The organism is Pseudomonas sp. BR20, from assembly GCF_050780135.1.
GTDB lineage: Bacteria > Pseudomonadota > Gammaproteobacteria > Pseudomonadales > Pseudomonadaceae > Aquipseudomonas.
This window is the reverse complement of the sequence record NZ_CP172012.1, coordinates 3,135,311-3,152,962: the sequence shown is the minus strand read 5'-3', so window position 1 is coordinate 3,152,962 and position 17,652 is coordinate 3,135,311. Positions and strand designations below refer to the sequence as shown.

General features: G+C 59.5%; 20 protein-coding genes. 15 read left to right on the top strand and 5 right to left on the bottom strand.

The window, feature by feature from the left end; genetic code table 11:
• Positions 1–161: 161 nt before the first annotated feature.
• Together ACHPFG_RS14565 and ACHPFG_RS14560 are read left to right on the top strand one after the other, a co-directional pair.
• Complete coding sequence (locus ACHPFG_RS14565) at positions 162–2,321, top strand: TonB-dependent siderophore receptor (RefSeq protein WP_431703298.1); 2,160 nt, start codon at positions 162–164, stop codon at positions 2,319–2,321.
• Between the two features lie 168 nt (positions 2,322–2,489).
• The gene (locus tag ACHPFG_RS14560; protein WP_431703296.1) at positions 2,490–3,983 is read left to right on the top strand and encodes a methyl-accepting chemotaxis protein; all 1,494 of its coding nucleotides are present in this window, start codon (positions 2,490–2,492) and stop codon (positions 3,981–3,983) included.
• A 17-nt stretch (positions 3,984–4,000) separates the two neighbouring features.
• Here ACHPFG_RS14560 and ACHPFG_RS14555 read toward each other — a convergent pair whose 3' ends face one another.
• Entirely contained in the window at positions 4,001–4,744 is a 744-nt protein-coding gene (locus ACHPFG_RS14555; RefSeq protein WP_431703294.1) for a class I SAM-dependent DNA methyltransferase, read from the bottom strand.
• Between the two features lie 103 nt (positions 4,745–4,847).
• Between ACHPFG_RS14555 and ACHPFG_RS14550 the strand changes: the two genes are divergently transcribed.
• On the top strand, positions 4,848–5,204 hold the full coding sequence (locus tag ACHPFG_RS14550) for a VOC family protein (protein WP_431703292.1): 357 nt from the start codon (positions 4,848–4,850) through the stop codon (positions 5,202–5,204).
• Positions 5,205–5,267: 63 nt separating this feature from the next.
• Here ACHPFG_RS14550 and ACHPFG_RS14545 read toward each other — a convergent pair whose 3' ends face one another.
• On the bottom strand, positions 5,268–6,137 hold the full coding sequence (locus ACHPFG_RS14545; protein WP_431703290.1) for an AraC family transcriptional regulator: 870 nt from the start codon (positions 6,135–6,137) through the stop codon (positions 5,268–5,270).
• Between the two features lie 110 nt (positions 6,138–6,247).
• Positions 6,248–6,658, bottom strand: a complete 411-nt coding sequence (locus tag ACHPFG_RS14540; protein ID WP_431703288.1) for a RidA family protein — start codon at positions 6,656–6,658, stop codon at positions 6,248–6,250.
• A gap of 137 nt (positions 6,659–6,795) precedes the next feature.
• Between ACHPFG_RS14540 and ACHPFG_RS14535 the strand changes: the two genes are divergently transcribed.
• Entirely contained in the window at positions 6,796–7,713 is a 918-nt protein-coding gene (locus ACHPFG_RS14535; protein ID WP_431703286.1) for a LysR substrate-binding domain-containing protein, read from the top strand.
• 33 nt (positions 7,714–7,746) lie between these two features.
• On the opposite strand, the gene ACHPFG_RS14530 is transcribed toward ACHPFG_RS14535, so the two are convergent.
• Positions 7,747–8,229: a DUF2867 domain-containing protein gene (locus tag ACHPFG_RS14530; protein ID WP_431703284.1), complete on the bottom strand. Its 483-nt coding sequence runs from the start codon at positions 8,227–8,229 to the stop codon at positions 7,747–7,749.
• 214 nt (positions 8,230–8,443) lie between these two features.
• Here ACHPFG_RS14530 and ACHPFG_RS14525 point away from each other — a divergent pair, with 214 nt between their 5' ends.
• The 4 genes from ACHPFG_RS14525 to ACHPFG_RS14510 all read left to right on the top strand — a co-directional run bounded on the left by ACHPFG_RS14525 (position 8,444) and on the right by ACHPFG_RS14510 (position 11,079).
• A complete protein-coding gene (locus ACHPFG_RS14525; protein WP_431703282.1) occupies positions 8,444–9,082 on the top strand; it encodes a hypothetical protein in 639 nt (212 codons plus the stop codon).
• 74 nt (positions 9,083–9,156) lie between these two features.
• Positions 9,157–9,741: a DUF6630 family protein gene (locus tag ACHPFG_RS14520; RefSeq protein WP_431703280.1), complete on the top strand. Its 585-nt coding sequence runs from the start codon at positions 9,157–9,159 to the stop codon at positions 9,739–9,741.
• Between the two features lie 311 nt (positions 9,742–10,052).
• Complete coding sequence (locus tag ACHPFG_RS14515; RefSeq protein WP_431703278.1) at positions 10,053–10,490, top strand: DUF3592 domain-containing protein; 438 nt, start codon at positions 10,053–10,055, stop codon at positions 10,488–10,490.
• Positions 10,491–10,500: 10 nt separating this feature from the next.
• The gene (locus ACHPFG_RS14510) at positions 10,501–11,079 is read left to right on the top strand and encodes a hypothetical protein (protein ID WP_431703276.1); all 579 of its coding nucleotides are present in this window, start codon (positions 10,501–10,503) and stop codon (positions 11,077–11,079) included.
• Between the two features lie 208 nt (positions 11,080–11,287).
• Here the strand turns inward: ACHPFG_RS14510 and ACHPFG_RS14505 are convergent, their stop codons facing one another.
• Complete coding sequence (locus tag ACHPFG_RS14505) at positions 11,288–12,169, bottom strand: LysR substrate-binding domain-containing protein (RefSeq protein ID WP_131696129.1); 882 nt, start codon at positions 12,167–12,169, stop codon at positions 11,288–11,290.
• A gap of 110 nt (positions 12,170–12,279) precedes the next feature.
• Here ACHPFG_RS14505 and ACHPFG_RS14500 point away from each other — a divergent pair, with 110 nt between their 5' ends.
• From ACHPFG_RS14500 to dapA, 7 genes are all read left to right on the top strand, one after another.
• Positions 12,280–12,771, top strand: a complete 492-nt coding sequence (locus tag ACHPFG_RS14500; protein WP_340054106.1) for a GlcG/HbpS family heme-binding protein — start codon at positions 12,280–12,282, stop codon at positions 12,769–12,771.
• 100 nt (positions 12,772–12,871) lie between these two features.
• A complete protein-coding gene (locus ACHPFG_RS14495) occupies positions 12,872–13,555 on the top strand; it encodes an HAD hydrolase-like protein (RefSeq protein WP_431703274.1) in 684 nt (227 codons plus the stop codon).
• Between the two features lie 303 nt (positions 13,556–13,858).
• Positions 13,859–14,479, top strand: a complete 621-nt coding sequence (locus tag ACHPFG_RS14490; protein ID WP_431703272.1) for a LysE family translocator — start codon at positions 13,859–13,861, stop codon at positions 14,477–14,479.
• A 9-nt stretch (positions 14,480–14,488) separates the two neighbouring features.
• Complete coding sequence (locus tag ACHPFG_RS14485; RefSeq protein WP_431703270.1) at positions 14,489–14,881, top strand: ester cyclase; 393 nt, start codon at positions 14,489–14,491, stop codon at positions 14,879–14,881.
• 34 nt (positions 14,882–14,915) lie between these two features.
• Positions 14,916–15,395 (top strand): VOC family protein, encoded by a 480-nt coding sequence (locus ACHPFG_RS14480; RefSeq protein WP_431703268.1) that lies wholly within the window; start codon positions 14,916–14,918, stop codon positions 15,393–15,395.
• 95 nt (positions 15,396–15,490) lie between these two features.
• A complete protein-coding gene (locus tag ACHPFG_RS14475) occupies positions 15,491–16,468 on the top strand; it encodes an alpha/beta hydrolase (RefSeq protein WP_431703266.1) in 978 nt (325 codons plus the stop codon).
• 280 nt (positions 16,469–16,748) lie between these two features.
• Positions 16,749–17,612 carry a 4-hydroxy-tetrahydrodipicolinate synthase gene (gene dapA / locus ACHPFG_RS14470; RefSeq protein WP_431703264.1) on the top strand — a complete coding sequence of 288 codons (864 nt, stop codon included), beginning with the start codon at positions 16,749–16,751 and terminating at the stop codon, positions 17,610–17,612.
• Positions 17,613–17,652 lie beyond the last annotated feature (40 nt).

The window sequence follows — 17,652 nt, the reverse complement described above, 5'->3', positions numbered from 1 at the left end:
CGGCAGGTGATGGCTAAAAGCCTGCCCTCAACATGTGAAAAATTCGTTAACTAATTCTCCCCAAAGGCTTTTTCCTGCAAGCTTAACCTGCCAAACTAATGCGAATAATTATCAACAGATTTATTATTTGCCAAGAACGGCAGTCGGGGAGAGTTCAGTTCATGTCTGTGCAACAACACGGCGGTAAAGGTTTTACACTCAGTTTGATCGCGTTGGCGGTGTGTCTGGCTGCTTCACAAGCGGCCTTCGCCGTCGATACCGAAGCGCCGCCCACCATCCTTGAACTGGGTGCCACGCAAATCTCCGGCGAAGAGCAGCTTGGCGAAACCACTGAAGGTACGCAGTCATACACCACCGGAAAGATGGCCACCGCCACCAAGCTCCCACTGACGATGCGCGAGACGCCCCAGGCTGTCACGGTCATCACCCGTCAGCGCATGGACGACCAGGCCATGACCAGCGTCAACGACGTGGTCAAGAACACCCCCGGCCTGTTCCTCAGCCAATCCAGCGGCCCTGGTCGGCAGACGTACAGCTCGCGTGGCTTCGACATCGACAACATGATGTTCGATGGTATCCCCAGTTCCTATTCCGGCTACGCCAATAGCGTGCAGCCCAACCTGGCGATGTTCGACCGTGTGGAGGTGATTCGTGGCGCCACAGGCCTGGTCACCGGCGCCGGTAACCCTTCCGCGGCGATCAACTTTGTGCGCAAGCGCCCCACCGCCACCCCGCAGGTATCGATCACCGGTGCCGCCGGCAGTTGGGACGATTATCGCGGCGAATTCGACGCCTCCAATGCATTGAATGACAGCGGCACCTTGCGCGGCCGCGTAGTGGGCTCCTACCGCGACGCCAACAGTTTCCGCGACGGGGAAGAAAGCGACCACGGCCTGTTCTACGCCATTGGTGAAGCCGACCTCAGCGAAAACACCACCGCTACCCTGGGCTTCTCGCGCCAGGAGGACCAGACCAACTTCTTCTGGGGGGGCTTGCCCATCGGCACCGACGGCCACCACCTGAACCTGCCCCGCTCCACCAACCCCGGCTCAGACTGGGAAAACAAGAAGCTGACCATTGACACCGTATTTGGTGACATCGAACATCGCTTCGACAACGGCTGGAAGCTCCACGTCGCGGGTTCGTCGTCACAGTTGGACGGCGTATTCACTGGTACCTATCAGTCGCGCTACAAGACCACACTTGCGCGCACCGCCTACCAATCCCACCAGGACGACAAACAGTACGGCCTGGACACCTTCTTCAGCGGCCCCGTCGAAGCCTTTGGCCGCACCCATGAGGTGGTCGTCGGCACCAGCAAGCGCATCTACGACGCGACGTCCAAGGAATACAGCCCCTACGACACCAACTACCCGCTCAATGGGGCAAAGCCGGACTTCGTACGCGATGGCAAAGGCCACAGCATCACCACTCAAGATGGCGTGTACCTGACCACCCGCCTGAACCTGGCAGATCCGCTCAAGGTGATCCTCGGTGCGCGCGTGGATTGGTACGACTACGATGACCGTCAGGACGACGGCGACTACAAAGTCACCCGCAACCTCACGCGCTACGCCGGTGTGATCTACGACCTGAATGATCAATATTCGGTCTACGCCAGCTACACCGACATCTTCACACCGCAGACAAGCCGAGACTTTTCGGACAAGCCGCTGGAACCTATCGTCGGCGAGAACTACGAAGTCGGTATTAAGGGCGAATACTTCAACGGCGCGCTCAACGCCAGCATGGCCGTATTCCAGATCGACCAGAAAAACCGCGCAACGCTGCCAGACAGCCAGGTCGGATGCCCGATCACTGCCTGCTATGAAGCCTCGGGCCTGGTACGCAGCCAAGGTATCGACCTTGAACTGCAAGGCGCGCTCACCGAGAACTGGCAAGTCGGCGGCGGTTTCACCTACACCCGTGCCCATTACATCAAGGACACCAAGCCGGCCAACGACAACCAGCGCTTCGACACCGACACCCCGGAGCGCCTGTTCAAGCTCACCACTTCCTACCGCTTCCAGGGCCCACTGGAAAAACTGCGCATCGGTGGCAACGTCTACTGGCAGAGCCGCATGTACAACGATGTGGTCCTCGCCAATAGCAATACCTATCGCCTGGAACAAGGCAGCTATGCAGTTGCGGACGTCATGGCCGGCTACCAGGTGAACAAACACCTGGACCTGCAGTTGAACGTAAACAACATCTTTGACCGCACCTACTACTCGGCAATCGGCACCAGCCCGATCTGGGGCTCTACCGACACCTACGGCAACCCGCGCAGCTTTGGCGTCACGGCAAAGTACAGCTTCTGACCGCCACCCGATAGACGGCTACCGACCCCGGGTAGCCGTTCCTCAAGTCCCGTCCCCTGATGCCGATATACGCTTGGCGTCACTGAATCCAATAAAAACCAAAAACACCTGATTCGCTCCACCCTGCCCCTCGCTTTGTCTCGGCCAGACCACATGGAGTAAGTGTGAATGCCCACCCGTACGCGTTTTTTCGAGCACTACCGCAAGGCCGACCGCATCATGCTGGCACTTATCTGGCTGATGTTCCTGTTCTCCCTCGGCCTGGCGTTCTGGCACGACACGTTACTCCAGGCCATAGTCGTGGGTGGTGGCACCAGCGTGGTGCTCTCCGCGCTCTATCGAGCCATCAGCGGCACCCGTGTGATGCGTTGCGCCTTGGGCGCTGGCCTGATGGTGATGGCCGCGCTGCAGATCAACCAGGCACAAGGCGTGATCGAAGCGCACTTCGGGATTTTCGCGCTGCTGGCAGTGCTGACGTTCTATCGAGACTGGCTGCCGATCCTGGTGGCGGCGCTCACCATTGCCGTGCACCACGTGGTGTTCCACGCCTTGCAACATCAAGGCTTCCCGGTATTCGTGATGGCGCATCACGGCGGTTGGACCATGGTGTTCGTCCACGCCTTCTACGTGGTGATGGAAACCGTCGCCCTGCTCTACCTCGCTGTACACAGCCAGACCGAAGCCGTCGAGAGCCAGGAAATGCTCGAGAAGATGCTCGCCGTCACGTCCCAGTTCACCGGAGAAAGCACTCAGGGTGAAGGCAAGGTACGCGTGTCCCTTGCAAGGCGTTTCGAGCACTTCCTGCAGCAACTCACCCACCTGATCGACGGTGTCGCCCGCGACTCCCATGGCTTGGGCCAACTGGGCCAGGAACTGGCCAGCGCCAGCGGCACCCTGGAAAAAGGTGCGCGGCACCAACTGGCGGAAATCACCCAGATGACCGGCTCGATGCAACGCATGGAAGACGCCATGGGCCACATCGCCGTGCATGTCGAACAAGCGGTGGAACACGCCGGCAAAGCCAGCAAACAAATCCTGCGCGGCCAGGAAAGCGTCGGCCGCGCCCAGCACGAAATAACCCAACTCGCCTCACGCCTGGAAGGCACCAACCAGACCGTCCAAGGCCTGGCCACGCAAACCGAGCAAATCGGCTCCGTGCTCGAAGTCATCAGCAGCATCGCCAACCAGACCAACCTCCTGGCCCTCAACGCCGCCATCGAAGCAGCCCGCGCTGGCGAACAAGGCCGCGGCTTCGCCGTCGTCGCCGACGAAGTGCGCAGCCTGGCGCAACGCACCGCCGTGTCCACCCAGGAAATCAAAACCATCATCGAGGGCCTGCAGCAAGGCAGCCGCCAGGCCGTGGAAGCCATGCACGACAGCCGCCAGGGCGTGGAACGGTGTGTGGAGGACAGTCAGCTGGCAGTGGAAATGCTGCAAGCGGTGGGTAACGACATTACCCAGATCGACGAGTTGAATGGGCGGATTGTGATGACTACCCGCGAGCAGACCTCGGCGAACCTGGAGATTGTGGGGCGGTTGCAGTCGGTGCAGAGCATTGCTCAAAACACCGCTGACGAGGTGGAGATGCTGGCCAGGAGCAGCGAGCAGTTGCCGCCGATTGCGGTGCGGTTGGATGCGTTGGGAAGGAGGTTTCATCACTAGCACTCTTCGGCAGTTTATTAACGCTTCACACACACAAACAACGCATTCCCGGTCACGCCCTCCCAGGGCGTGATCCGCTCATAGTCATGCTCGAACACCTGCACCTCGAAGTGCGGCTGTAACAGTGCCTGCAACTCAGTGAAACTCAGCGCCACCATGGCATGCTCATCCTGCCAAGCCTCCGTCACCCCCGCCGTGGTCTTCTCGATGCTCAGGCGCAGCGCCTGCTGCTCCCCTTCTCCGCTGTAATACCAGCCGGACCCGAAGGTGAAGTGGCTGCCTTCAAACTCGACGCTATGGCGTACGAGCAAGCGGTTGTCGATATGCAGCTTGTCCACCGCGTTGAAGCAGAACACGCCGTTGTCTGCGAGTGCGCCGTGCACGCTGGCGAAGCAGGCGCGCAGTTGGGCCAGCCCGGGGTTGTAATGGGTCGAGTACAGGAAGCAGGTGATCAGGTCTTGCGGTTCGTCCACCTGGAAATCGGCCATGTCCTGGCGGCTGAACTGTGCTTCGGGGCAGCGCAGTTGGGCGAGGTCCAGCATCGGTTGGCTGATGTCCAGGCCGGCGCTGCGGTAGCCGAAGTCGAGGAAGTGGCGCACATGCGGCCCGGTGCCACAGGCAAGGTCCAGATGGCGGCGCCCGTCATTGCCGAACAATTGGTGCAGGCGGCGCACGCTGTGGCTCTGCGCGCGGTAGTCAATGTCGGCGCACATCAGGTCGTAGTAGATGGACAGGTCGGTGTACAGCGCGTTGGAGGACATAAGTAGCCAGAGGGTTCGGCGGGAATTTCGCGGCGGCATGGTAACCCAGTCCTGGGCGTAAACCGCTACACTCGCACCTCAACCATCCGCCAAGGAGGCAACCATGAGCGTTCGCGGTCAAGACCGACAGATCGACAATATCGAGTTCAACGTGGGTGATATCGCCCGCAGCAAAGCCTTTTACGGCGCGGTTTTCGGCTGGGAGTTCGTCGATTACGGCCCCAGCTACACCGAGTTCAGCGATGGGCGACTGACCGGCGGCTTCACTACCGGGGAGCCCGTTCGACCGGGTGGACCGTTGGTGATCCTGTACGCGGATGACCTTGAAGGCACGCAGCAGCGGCTCAAATCCGTCGGCGCCGTGATCAGCCGGGAAACCTTTTCGTTCCCTGGCGGGAGCAGGTTTCACTTCATTGACCCGGACGGTTATGAACTGGCGGTGTGGACCGCTCAACCGTAGCGGCGCTGGCTGCAACGCCAGGCGTGGAAGCGCAATTGCGCTCCCACAGGCTGGCGAGCGCCGCTACTGCAACGGCACATAAATATCGGTCTGCCATTGATCCTGCGGTGTCTCGGGGGAGATGCTCAGGTACTCGAAAAATAAGGGCTGGTCTCGAAGTTCCTCGCCGCTGCCAGGGAGCCAGTCGCGATAGATCGGATAGATCGACTCTGCGATGTGATCCGGCGAACCCACATGACGCACCACTACACAGCGCCCGCCCGGGATGACGCGTTCAGTGATGCCGAACTCATTCGCTGCCAGCACCTCGTCAATCTCGCCACAAATGGCAAACCGGAACTCGTCGGCCGGGGTCGTATCAGGATTGCCGAAAGGAATACCAAAGCTGCGACTCGAAGCCACCGGCGACTGTCCGCTCTGCATGCGCCACGCGATGAATGTCTGCACGCTTTCATCCACGAGCCCCGGGGCGCCGCGGTGCTCGAAGGCTGCAACCCTGACTGAATGAAACTCCACAATTCGTACCTGCATGATGATGCTCCTGGAAAAATGAGGGACGCTGAACACTGCACGCCAGACCTGCCAATTCGGTCGCTTCCTGAATGCACTCGGCGTCATGCCGAACGCCCGCCTGAACGCCCTGGAAAAGGCCTCGGGACTTTCGAAGCCCGCACCCAACGCTGCCTCCAGCACCGAATAATCAGCGCCGGAAGACAAGCCATGCGCCGCACGTCGCAGGCGCATCAGTTGCACATAGCGCGCAACCGGCATGCCCATGAACGCGGTGAATTGCCGATGGAAGTGAAACACCGAAAAGTGCACCACCTGGCTCAGCGTCTTCACCGACAAGTCACCTTCAAGATTCGCGTCGATATAGGCGAGTACAGCGTCGAAGCGCTTTGTGTAGGCGGCGTTGCCTGGCAAGTCAGACACTGTTGGTAGCTCCGGGATATGCGCTGGACCATAGGATCAACTATACCGACATGCCTGCGCCTAGCCGTACTTGCTGAGGTGTGTGTGCCAGTGCGGACCTCGTCGGCCCCTTATGTGATCGCTGGGCCCGGGTCTGGCAGCTTGGCAATCACCTTGATCTCAAACTGGTACCCATACAGCCACGTAACCCCTACGCCAGTCAGCGTCGGGTGTGGCGCGCTGCCCCAGAACTCCGGCACCACCTTCCAGATCGTCTCAAACCTGGATTCGGGATCGACGATAAACACCGTCACGTCAATCACATCGTCAAAGGTGCAACCGGCAGCGCCCAGGATCGCATTCAGGTTGTTGAACGCCAGACGGACCTGATCCTCCAGGTCGGGTTCGGGCGAACCGTCTTCATGGCTGCCGACCTGCCCCGACACGAATAAAAAGCCATTGGACTTGATGGCGGGTGAATAGCGATTGCGCTCATACAGCGCCTGGCGTCCAGGCGGAAAAACCACATTACGCTGCGTCATGGATGCCTCCATCAAAGGGTCGAAATTGACCCGTAATTAGCGATGGGCAGACTCTAGGGGCTTGTGTCAGGACGATAAACCAGCAACCTTAGCCAGCACTGTTTGTGAAACCCAAACAATCGATCGCCGAGGCCGTCATGGACCGTTTTGATGCAATGCAGGCATTTGCTCGCGTGGTGGAAGCCGGCAGCTTCACCAAGGCCGCCGAGACCCTGCACATGAGCAAGACTACCGTGACGCAACTGGTGCAGCAGTTGGAGGCGCGCCTGCGGGTCAAATTGCTTAACCGCACCACGCGCAAAGTCAACGTCACGGCCGACGGCGCCGTGTACTACGAACGCGTGCTGCAGCTGCTGGCCGATATGGACGACGCCGAGACCAGCTTGTCCGGCGCGGCGACCCTACCCAGGGGCCGCCTGCGCGTGGATGTGCCAAGCCCGCTGGCGAGCATGATCCTCATCCCCGCGTTGCCTGGGTTTTACGCCCGGTACCCGGACATCCAGATCGACATGGGCGTCAGCGACCGTATCGTCGACATGATCGATGAGAACGTCGATTGTGTGGTGCGCGGCGGCGAACTCACCGATCAATCCCTAATGGCGCGCCGGGTAGGCGATCTTCCCCTCGGCGTTTTTGCGGCGCCGAGCTACCTGGCACGCGTAGGTACGCCCGCTCACCCACAGGAACTGGAAGACGCCAATCATCGTATCGTCGGCTTCCTGTGGGCTCGCACCGGCAAGCCCTTGCCCTATGCGATGCGCAAGCACCTTGAAACCCTCCAGATCAAGGGCCGCTACGCCCTGGCGGTCGATGACGGCAATGCCTACCTCGCTGCCGGCCTGGCCGGTCTGGGGGTGCTGTGGCTGCCCACGTACATGTCGAAAGCCTTCGCGGACCGGGGTGAATTAGTGCCCTTGTTCGTGGACTGGAACCTCGATCCGATGCCGCTTTACGTGGCCTTTCCGCCGAACCGGCATATCAGCCTGAAGCTGCGCGTGTTTATCGAATGGGTGGCTGAGTTGATGGCAGTGCATGCGCCTGTCAGTGGGCGATAGGACGGGTGCTGATGGAGTCGGAATAACCAACCTCTACCGCTTTTCAAGGCTTCTTTTCAGTCGCCGCAGATGACGACTGACGATCACCTTATGGGCAAGCCCTACCGGCAACATGTAGATGTGCCCATAGAGGTTATGCGTGATGACCGATGATGTGATGGTGAGCACACGATCTGTTATCGAAAGGCAGATCATGACATCCAGGTGCCTGTCCCGCTCTGTAAGAACCAGGATATCGGAGGCGCTGTGCTCCACCAGAAAGAAATCCAGGTGTTCGCCTGCGCGTACTGTTTTTCGCGCAACGCCGGAGAACCCGCCGATTCGCCTCACGCCGAATAACGCAGAAATGGCGTCCCTTATTCGGAAAGCCAGCCGCATGACCAGCCCCGGCTCAGCCGTTGTGATGTTCCACGCTTCAAGAGTGGTGATTCCAACGGGGAGCTGAACCGACTTAATGTGGTAGTAATCGAGCTCCGGCAGTGCGCGCAACGTGTGAGCTGGTGATGTGATAGGCAAATGTCATCCCGTCCAGTGGGCCAATTTTCATTCCCGATAATATCCGGGGCTGAATGATATGCGGCGATGCTACGTCAATGTACAGCCCCGCGCGCCGCAGCCGCCATGAACGTCCCCCTCCCCGTCCCTTCCCGCGTGTATCGCAAGTGGGCGAACGTATCCCCGCCATAGTATGGTTACGGCCACCGACCCTCACAGGATATGAAGGTTACCCATGCGTTTACTTTTTCCGCTGGCCGTCAGCTTGACACTGATCGGCTGCGCAACCACCAAGACGGACGTTCGCAACGAAGCACAAATCAGCCAATATGACCCGGCCAATACGGCTCGCGTCCGCCTGATCACAGGTGACACCACCCATGCGGGCTTCATCAGTGGCCAGACCTGCGAGAAGTTATACAACGAGACCCTGCTGACCAAAACGTCTGAAGAAGCCGGATGGCAAACAGCACATGTCGACTCGGCGGGACTCTACCCTTTCAGGGCGACAGACCGTCAGAACAGCGTGATTGGCATGCCTGCCAGCAAGGCGAGCAAAGCTATCAATCAATCGCCCAAGGTGTTTGACGAACATGTCATCCCGGCCGGTAAGCCGTTTATTGCAGGGTTCGCCATGGGGGGATCGCAACTATCCTGCTTTCCCGCACCTGTCACGCTCATCCCCGAGCCAGGTAAAGACTATGAAATGGAACTTCAAATGATGAAAATCAGCACGTTCAAGGCCGGCTGCGTGATTGCCGTTCGCCAACTCTCCACCCAGGCCGACACAACCGTAGAAACACCGCTGAGACCGCAGGTGTGTGCCAAAACACCGTCGGGCTGGTACACCGTGACCCCAGCGCCCGTGCCTTGATCTTCCCTGGACAGTTGTTGAACGGTAGTTGCGCGTAACTCAATGGTTTTCCTCACACTCACACAGGGACAGACATGGGCATTTTGGATCGGTTGTTTGGTGGACGCTTTACCATGCCGCCTCCCGAGGAAACCAACCTCAGCGCTTCAGCAATCATGAAAGAGCTGCGGCCCGAGCGAAGCGACCCTAACCAGAAAAAAGCCCTCGAAGCCTTCGCCCAGGCGCTGGTGGCGACCACTGCGGAAAAAGAAGGCGCCAGACTTGTCCGCCGCGTTATGCGCAGATACGCGATGGGAGATGACCCCTGCAGTGCCCTCACCGAAGGTTTCCTGAATGACGCCAAGGGACAAAAACTTGAACACCTTGTCCTCCTCAGCGTGGATTGGAAGGGCTATGACGTGTTTGAGTATCAAGCGCCCTTTCTGGTCAGCGCCAGTGGCTTGAAGGTGCCCTACGCCTATGTAAGGGAAGACGCTTCATCCATGCCACAGGTTCTCGATAACTTTGATCAGTGGCTGGCCCAGTTCGGTAAACGGTTTCTTCACCTGGACTCCGGAGGTGAAAATTACGACGGCTTCATTGTTGACGCGGATCGGCTCGAAGAGGTTGTCGAGCTGGCTGGACGAGCGGGAATCCACGTGCGTCTTGAGAGCTTCTGACTCTGCGGCAGGGTGAGGGGCTTCTGCAAAACCTGTTCAATCAAGCCCTCCCCCGATTAATGTCCCTGCCCCGGCCGCTATCCGATCAGGTTTTTCCTTTCCCGGTTTTGGAGGCATACCTTGAAAATTGCCCACAACAATCGGGTACTGCCAACGGCAAGATCGGCTATCTGTTGGTAGAGCCCGGTGCAGCGGCTTTACCACACATGAACGCTGGACGGGGTCAGGCGCAGTTCTTGCCCGGCCGATTGACAGCGCCCCACCGGTTGATTGTAATAGCCGCCGTTTATGCATGACGCAAGGGACCTGCCATGACCAAGAGAGCCTCTCCCGGGCGCGGCGATCTGCCCCGCGCACTGATATTCATCCCGCTGGGCCTGTGCCTGCTCTACCTCACTCTATGGCTGGTCGAAGATCGGCTGAGCTTTCTGGCCCAGGCGCAACGCGCCGAAGGGCATGTCAGCGCCCTGAACGCGGGCGGCAGCCACCCACAAATTGATTTTACCGACGCCGCAGGCAAGACGGTCAGCTACCCCGAGAGCGGGTTTATATTCGGCTACGCGGTGGGCGACTCAGTGACGGTGTTTTACCGCGCCGATGCACCCTCCAGTACCGCAATCATTGAAGACCGTGGTGCGCTATGGGGCGCGACCCTACTGACGGGCCTGTTCGCAATCGTGTTTATCGCAGGCGGCGGCTACCATGTGGCCGCGTGGATTCGTCGGCGCCAGATAGCGCGGCACCTATAAGGATATTCAAATGCAAATCCCATTACCCGTCACTGTCAGTGACTGGCGCTACAAGACAGCCAGCAGCGGCGGCTTGACCGTAGTATTCGCGGCCGCCGCTGGCGGTGCATTGACACTGACCGACCCCAAGGGAGTCGACCAGCAGTTTCGTTATGGCTCGGTCGGGGTCGGCATGGGCATCGGCGCGCGCCTGCCACGTTTCGGCAAAGTCAACTTGCACGTGCGCGGCAAGAGCGTCGGGGCCGCTGGCGCAAGCGAAGACTTTCCGGCGTTTGGCCAAGTGCTGGTTGCAGACTCGATCGCTGCCCGCGGTCTGACCCGGGAGGACTTCCAAGGCGCTTGTGTGTTCATTGAAGCGGGCGTGGGCCTGGTCGGCGGGGCCAGCGGCTCGGCCATGCTGTTCGGTCTGGACCCCAAGCTGCTGGCCATGGCCGCCGCCACACTGACGCCTATGGGCAACCTGCTCCTGCCCCACGACATCACGACGCGCCTGCTGCGCTCAGCCAAAGGCGTGATCGTCGCCGCTGGCCTTAACGTTGGACTGCAGGCTGGGGGCGGCGCGACGATTTCCTTGGGCGGGCTGTTCTGATCATCCGCCCTCGCGGGCGTGCGGCTCGCCAGGGTCGAGCAAGGCTGCGGATGGGCAGTAAACGGCCCGAAACTGCCGCAGCATTCGCTGATGCCAGTCACCATCTCGTGGTCGGAGCACTGAAAAGGTCTATTGCTCGCCATACAGGTCACGGTGAAACTTCCCTCACAGCATTTCTTTCCGTGCAGTCCGCAGATGGATCGCCTATTTACACGCGTTCATCGGTCTCAAGTATCTGGCTAATGAGGTTGCACACAATCGGCAGCCTCTCATGGCGGCGAAACAAAGCCCCCACCTCTGAAAAAATGGGAGGCCCAGCTATCGCCCTAAAGACAACATTCGGCAGTTGGATAGTTTGAATCAGAACGTTGGGAATGACCGCTATACCCACGCCCAGTCCCACCTGTGTCAGTACTGCGACCAGACTTCCGGGAACCGAACCAATGTATGGATCGAATCTCCCGCGCTTGGCCACCTCACGCAACCCTGACGCTTGTTCAGGAAGCACAAACAACTCGCTCGCAAGCGCGCTCGGGCGAATGTCATCATCTGTCTTTGCCAGGATATGGTCAGCTGGCAACGCCAGGCAGAAGCGGTCTCGCGCCAAAATACGGCTGGAGATTGCATCAGGTAGCTGTACGGGCATGCGGACAAAGGCTACATCAATCCGCCCATCCTCAAGAAGTGCCGTGAGCTGTTCGGTAGGGAGTTCCTTGGTGTTCACCATGACGTCTGGCCACTGACTGCGAAAGCGCTGGACTTGGTCTTGGAGTACCCCGAAAAAGGCGGCTGAACCCACGTAGCCGATTTCCACTCGGCCAACCTGGCCTCGGCCTGCACGTTGGCCCACATTAATAGCCCTCTCAAATTGTTCAAGGGTTGAGCGGGCTTCTGTCAGAAACGCTTCCCCAGCCGGTGTCAAAGCGACAGACCGCTTTGTTCGATTAAAAAGCCTGGCTTCTAACAAGCTCTCGACTTCCTGGATCTGCGCAGTGAGCGTTGGCGCAGAAACGCCCAGTTGCTCAGCTGAGCGTGAAAAATGTAGATTTTCCGCAACTGTGACGAAGGAGCGAAGATGGCGAATGTCCATGTCACTTGACTCCCATATTCAGTTTTTCTGAATTATATAACTAATAGGCTTTATTGTTCTGAATTGTCTCCCCTGTTTCAATCATGGACTCACTTTCCTAGGAGTTCACCATGTTCCGTCTCCCCCACATCGCAGTCGCTGTTGGCCTTGCTGGATCCCTCACACTTGTTTCCTTGCCAGCAGCCGCAGCATTAGATTTGCCCAACCAGCCAGTTCTAACGCTTGCCGCCGCTCAACAGATCCTCACAGCAGCGCAAACGAAGGCGCAAACGGCTGGGTGGCCATGCGTGATCTCAGTGGTCGATAGTGCTGGCCTGCCCATTCTCCTGGCTCGCATGGACAACGCCGCTGTGCCAGCAGGCGTTGAACTGGCCCCCGGGAAAGCACGCACAGCCGCTCTATTCCGCCGTCCCAGCGGTGCGCTAGAAGACGCTATCAACGGCGCCCGACCTGCCGCCATCACCGCCCAGGGCTTTGTGCTGATGCGTGGCGGTTTTCCGATCGTCGTCAATGGGCACACTGTTGGGGCCGTAGGCGTATCTGCGGACACACCCCAGCACGATGAAGAGATCGCTCAGGCCGGGCTAGCTGCATTCAAATAACCGCTTTCTGATCTCGCTACTCGAATCCGCTGCGGTGTATATGCTGATGCGTAGCAAAAAAAGCCAGAGCCAGAGCGCTGCAAAACATGAGTAAAAATATATGTCGATAAATGACCTGAAAATTACTCAGCCGATTGGGACTGACGCAATCATTTTTGACCTTGATGGCACTCTCGTCGACTCTGCGGGCGACATGACAGCGCAACTGAACACTATTCTTATCGAGCGGAATCTTGAGCCACTTTTGGTCGCAACAACTTCATTATTCCTCGGCGACGGAATGCGTTCATTTGCCAGGCGGGCGTTCTGCTTGCGGGGCGTGAATGATATGGAAGAAGCGATCGATACCTTCATCTCGCGCTACGAACATACTGACCACCTGATGACAAAACCCTATGAGGGGGTAATTGAAACCCTCAGCGCGTTGCGAGACGCGGGATGGAAAATATCGGTTTGTACGAATAAAAACGAATTGATTGCCATCGATATTCTCAAGCAAACCGACCTGTTGAGATTTATGGATGTCGTTTGTGGTGGGGATAGCGTGTCCTTTAAGAAGCCTGACCCTAGACACCTAAGTGCAGTGGTGGCGTTGGCCGATTATGAAAAGCTTTCCAAGATAATGATCGGAGACAACTGGAACGATTTTGAAGCCGCCCGTGCGTATGGAATTCCGTTTGCCTTTGCCAGTTGGGGCTATGGATCTCTGCCCGACGATTGCAAAGCCGTTAACCTCATAAAATTCAGTGACATTCTCGACGTCGTTGGCTTGCCTGTGCATTGAACGTCGCCTGCTAATTGCAGGCAGCGCAGTCAAAACTCTTTAAAGGTTCTTCGTGGGGTCCTCTACGTTGGGGACGGTGCAGTCGCGCCACAGAACGTATAAAAATCCAAGGCCTTTGGGTCGAGGTGTGTTTTTAACTGTCCCAGCGATGATCTGGCTGGGGATTCCACTTCAGTCATCGATCGCCACAGCGCGCCTGGCCTCGGTAGGCACCATGGTTGCCGGACTGCGCACGCGCATTGTCCAACCACCCCCACTCCCCTTATCCTCGACGCTCCCCGCCCGTCCAAAATCGGAGCCGCCATGGACCTCGCCACCCTAGCCCTCTTCATCCCCGCCTGCTTCGCCCTGAACATGGCGCCCGGCCCCAACAATCTGCTCTCCGTGAGCAACTCCACCCGCTATGGCTACCGCACTTCATGCCTGGCTGGCATCGGCCGCCTGCTGGCCTTCGCCGGCATGATCGCCCTTGCCTCTGCGGGCCTCGCGGTGGTGTTGCAAACCTCGGAACTGCTGTTCTACGCGATCAAGATCCTGGGCGCGGCGTATCTGTTGTATCTGGCGTTTCAGCTGTGGCGCGCGAATCCCCAGGCGGAAGCGGAATCGGTAACCGCCAAGGTAAGCCTGTGGGCACTGGCGCGGCAGGAGTTTCTGGTGGCGGCAGGCAACCCGAAGGCGATTCTAATCTTCACCGCGTTCCTTCCGCAGTTCGTGGTGCCAGGCCAACCCATCACCCCGCAATTCGCCCTGCTGGGCGCGATGTTCCTGGTGTTGGAATGGATCGCCATCAGCGCCTATGCCTATATGGGTCTGCACATGCGTCGCTGGTTTGCCGAGCCGCGTGGCAAACGCCTATTCAATCGCTGCTGCGCGGGATTGTTGTCGGCGGCGGCGACGGTGTTGTTGACCGCGCGCAGGGCTTGAGGAAAAAACATGACCCGCAACGAACTCTCCGACCTGTACCTCGGCTACATCGACTGCCTCAACCAACAGGATTGGAACCGACTAGGCGACTTCGTCCACCCGGACGTGAGCTACAACGCCAAGGTGGTCGGCCTGGAGGGCTACCGCGCCATGCTGGAGCGCGACTTCCGCGAGATCCCCGACCTGGTGTTCCACATCCAGTTGCTGATCGCCGACCCGCCCACCGTCGCCAGCCGGCTGAACTTCAATGTCACGCCCAGGGGCGAGTTTTTCGGGCTGCCTATCAATGGTCGCAAGGTGGCATTCTCGGAGAACGTTTTCTACACGTTCATCGACGGGAAAATCGCCCAGGTCTGGTCGGTGATCGACAAGGCGGCGATCGAACAGCAGTTGGCCGTCTAGACTCCATGGACCCCATTTTCCGTGGAGACCGATCATGAAACGCAAAAACACCCTCTGCCTCTGGTACAACGGCACCGCCGAGGAGGCTGCGCGCTTCTACGCCAGCACCTTCCCCGACAGCACGGTCGACGCCGTGCACCTGGCCCCCGGCGACTACCCGTCCGGCAAACAGGGCGATGTGCTCACGGTGGAATTCACCGTGATGGGCATCCCTTGTATCGGCCTCAATGGCGGCCCGATATTCCCCCACAGCGAAGCGTTTTCCTTCCAGGTGGCCACCGACGATCAGGCCGAAACCGATCGCTACTGGAACGCCATTATCGACAACGGTGGCCAGGCCAGCGCCTGCGGTTGGTGCAAGGATAAATGGGGGTTGTCGTGGCAGATCACGCCTCGGGTGTTGACGGACGCGGTGGCACACGCTGATCCGGCCATTGCCAAGCGTGCATTCGACGCGATGATGACCATGACCAAGATCGACATTGCGGCGATAGAAGCCGCGATAAAGGGCTGACCGACTACGCCTACGTCTACGTCTACGAAGCGAGCACAGACAAGAATGACGTTTTCCACTTCGATGCACACATCGACACCCTCGAGTACCCAACCATGAGCGACGGCGTGCGCATCAGCCCACGGACCATTCCCGTGCCCTCTTCGATCAGCCCCGCAGCCCAGGCGATGCTCAAACGCATGGTGGGTGAGGATGGCGTACCGTTGAACGCTCTGCACGTCATGCCGGCGCCCGACGACCACGACGGCTGGCGCCGCATGCAGGCCACCGTTGCCGAGCACTTCGCCGCAACCACCGCCGGCCAGGCGGCCTCACTGCGCGCGAGCCTGCATACCCTGCGCGTAGAAAACGCGACCGTGCACGTGGCGACGCCGTCGGATCACACGGGCGGCGCCTACATCGACCTGCATGGCGGTGCCCTGGTATTCGGCGGTGGCGAAAACTGCCGCGTCGCGGCCGGGAGGCAGGCCGACCTGCACAACATGGTCTGCTATGGCGTGGACTACCGCATGCCACCCGATCATCCCTACCCGGCGGCACTGGATGACTGCATGGCCACCTACCGCCATGTGCTCAAGCATCACGCCCCGGACCGTATCGTGATCGGTGGCCGCTCGGCGGGCGGCAACCTCGCGGCGGCCCTGGTATTGCGTGCCCGCGACGAAGGGTTGCCCCTGCCGGCGGCGCTGGTGTTGTTGTCGCCGGAGGTGGACCTGACCGAGTCGGGCGACAGTTTTCATGTCAACCGCACGGTAGACGTGGTGCTGCCCAACCCGCTGATGGGCACCAACCTGCTGTATGCCGCCGACGCGGACCTGGCCCACCCGTACCTGTCGCCGCTGTTCGGCGATTTCAGCCGGGGCTTCCCGCCCACCTTCCTGCAAAGCGGCACGCGGGATCTGTTCCTGTCCAACACCGTGCGCCTGCACCGGGCCTTGCGCCAGGCACGGGTGTCGGCGCAGTTGCACGTGTTCGAAGCGATGCCCCATGGCGGTTTCATGGGCGCGCCGGAAGATGCAGAGCTTGCACAGGAAATCCGCGCATTTGTGCGTGAACACCTGCGACGCCCTTGACACATTTACTGACACCCCCTGAAGATGGAGGCCTCATTCAGGGTGTGTCAGTAAATGTCCGCAACCTCAGTCGTTAACCTTTCCGTCATTGGCTTGATTGCCAAGGCGCAAGGTTGCGTTGCGCACGCCCTCAAATCGAAGAAACAGTCGCTCATGTGACCGGGGCGCGCTGTCCCGTCAGATGAGCTGACAGGACATTGAGCGCGGACTCCCTCCCCCTTGCACAATTGCCCATGCCCTTCTGACGGTGACTCAAGCGGTCAATCATCAGGAGAAGTGCATGTCATCGTTTCAAGGTATCTGGGTTCCCGTGGTCACGCCGTTCCAGGATGGCGCCATCGACTTTGTCGGTCTGCACCGCCTGGTCAGCCACCTGCTGGACAAGCACGTGGCCGGGATCATGGTGTGCACCACCACCGGCGAAGCCGCATCGCTCAGCCGCCAGGAACAGTTGGCTGTGCTGGATGCGGTATTGCAAAAAGTGCCGTCCCACCGTGTGGTAATGGGCCTGGCGGGCAACAACCAGATTGAGCTGCTGCAATTCCAGGCCGAGATCCTCAAGCGCCCGCTGGCGGGTTTACTGGTGCCGGCGCCGAGTTACATCCGCCCTTCCCAGGCCGGCTTAGAAGCGTTCTTTCGCACAGTGGCCGATGCGTCCAGCGTGCCAATCATTCTCTACGACATTCCCTACCGCACCGGCGTGACCTTCGAGCAGGCGACCTTGCTGAACATCGTCGCGCACCCGCGGATCGTGGCGATCAAGGACTGCGGCGGCAACCTGGGCAATACCCTGGCGGTGTTGGCCAGCGGTGAGGCGGATGTGTTGTGTGGCGAGGATCTGCAGATCTTCAATGCGCTGTGCCTGGGCGCCAGCGGCGCGATTGCCGCGTCGGCCCATGTGTGCACCGAACAGTTTGTGGCGCTGTGGCAACAGGTACGGGATAACCAGTTGGCTGAGGCGCGGGCGACGTTCCTTGGCCTGGTGCCGTTGATCAACACGCTGTTCATGCAGCCCAACCCCGCGCCAGTGAAAGCCGCGCTGGCGCTGGAGGGGTTGATCGACAGTGAGTTGCGGGCGCCGATGCAGCGGGCAACCGAGGCGGTCATCGCAAAACTGCAACGGCTTTCACGCCACGCCCAGTAACCTGTGGTGAGCGAGCTTGCCTCGCGCGGGGCAAGCCCGC

Bases quoted from the DNA above. Each gene is read 5' to 3' on its own strand.
- ACHPFG_RS14565 (WP_431703298.1), top strand. From the start codon at position 162: ATGTCTGTGCAACAACACGGCGGTAAAGGTTTTACACTCAGTTTGATC.
- ACHPFG_RS14560 (WP_431703296.1), top strand. From the start codon at position 2,490: ATGCCCACCCGTACGCGTTTTTTCGAGCACTACCGCAAGGCCGACCGC.
- ACHPFG_RS14555 (WP_431703294.1), bottom strand. From the start codon at position 4,744: ATGTCCTCCAACGCGCTGTACACCGACCTGTCCATCTACTACGACCTG.
- ACHPFG_RS14550 (WP_431703292.1), top strand. From the start codon at position 4,848: ATGAGCGTTCGCGGTCAAGACCGACAGATCGACAATATCGAGTTCAAC.
- ACHPFG_RS14540 (WP_431703288.1), bottom strand. From the start codon at position 6,658: ATGACGCAGCGTAATGTGGTTTTTCCGCCTGGACGCCAGGCGCTGTAT.
- ACHPFG_RS14535 (WP_431703286.1), top strand. From the start codon at position 6,796: ATGGACCGTTTTGATGCAATGCAGGCATTTGCTCGCGTGGTGGAAGCC.
- ACHPFG_RS14525 (WP_431703282.1), top strand. From the start codon at position 8,444: ATGCGTTTACTTTTTCCGCTGGCCGTCAGCTTGACACTGATCGGCTGC.
- ACHPFG_RS14520 (WP_431703280.1), top strand. From the start codon at position 9,157: ATGGGCATTTTGGATCGGTTGTTTGGTGGACGCTTTACCATGCCGCCT.
- ACHPFG_RS14515 (WP_431703278.1), top strand. From the start codon at position 10,053: ATGACCAAGAGAGCCTCTCCCGGGCGCGGCGATCTGCCCCGCGCACTG.
- ACHPFG_RS14510 (WP_431703276.1), top strand. From the start codon at position 10,501: ATGCAAATCCCATTACCCGTCACTGTCAGTGACTGGCGCTACAAGACA.
- ACHPFG_RS14505 (WP_131696129.1), bottom strand. From the start codon at position 12,169: ATGGACATTCGCCATCTTCGCTCCTTCGTCACAGTTGCGGAAAATCTA.
- ACHPFG_RS14500 (WP_340054106.1), top strand. From the start codon at position 12,280: ATGTTCCGTCTCCCCCACATCGCAGTCGCTGTTGGCCTTGCTGGATCC.
- ACHPFG_RS14495 (WP_431703274.1), top strand. From the start codon at position 12,872: ATGTCGATAAATGACCTGAAAATTACTCAGCCGATTGGGACTGACGCA.
- ACHPFG_RS14490 (WP_431703272.1), top strand. From the start codon at position 13,859: ATGGACCTCGCCACCCTAGCCCTCTTCATCCCCGCCTGCTTCGCCCTG.
- ACHPFG_RS14485 (WP_431703270.1), top strand. From the start codon at position 14,489: ATGACCCGCAACGAACTCTCCGACCTGTACCTCGGCTACATCGACTGC.
- ACHPFG_RS14480 (WP_431703268.1), top strand. From the start codon at position 14,916: ATGAAACGCAAAAACACCCTCTGCCTCTGGTACAACGGCACCGCCGAG.
- ACHPFG_RS14475 (WP_431703266.1), top strand. From the start codon at position 15,491: ATGAGCGACGGCGTGCGCATCAGCCCACGGACCATTCCCGTGCCCTCT.
- dapA (WP_431703264.1), top strand. From the start codon at position 16,749: ATGTCATCGTTTCAAGGTATCTGGGTTCCCGTGGTCACGCCGTTCCAG.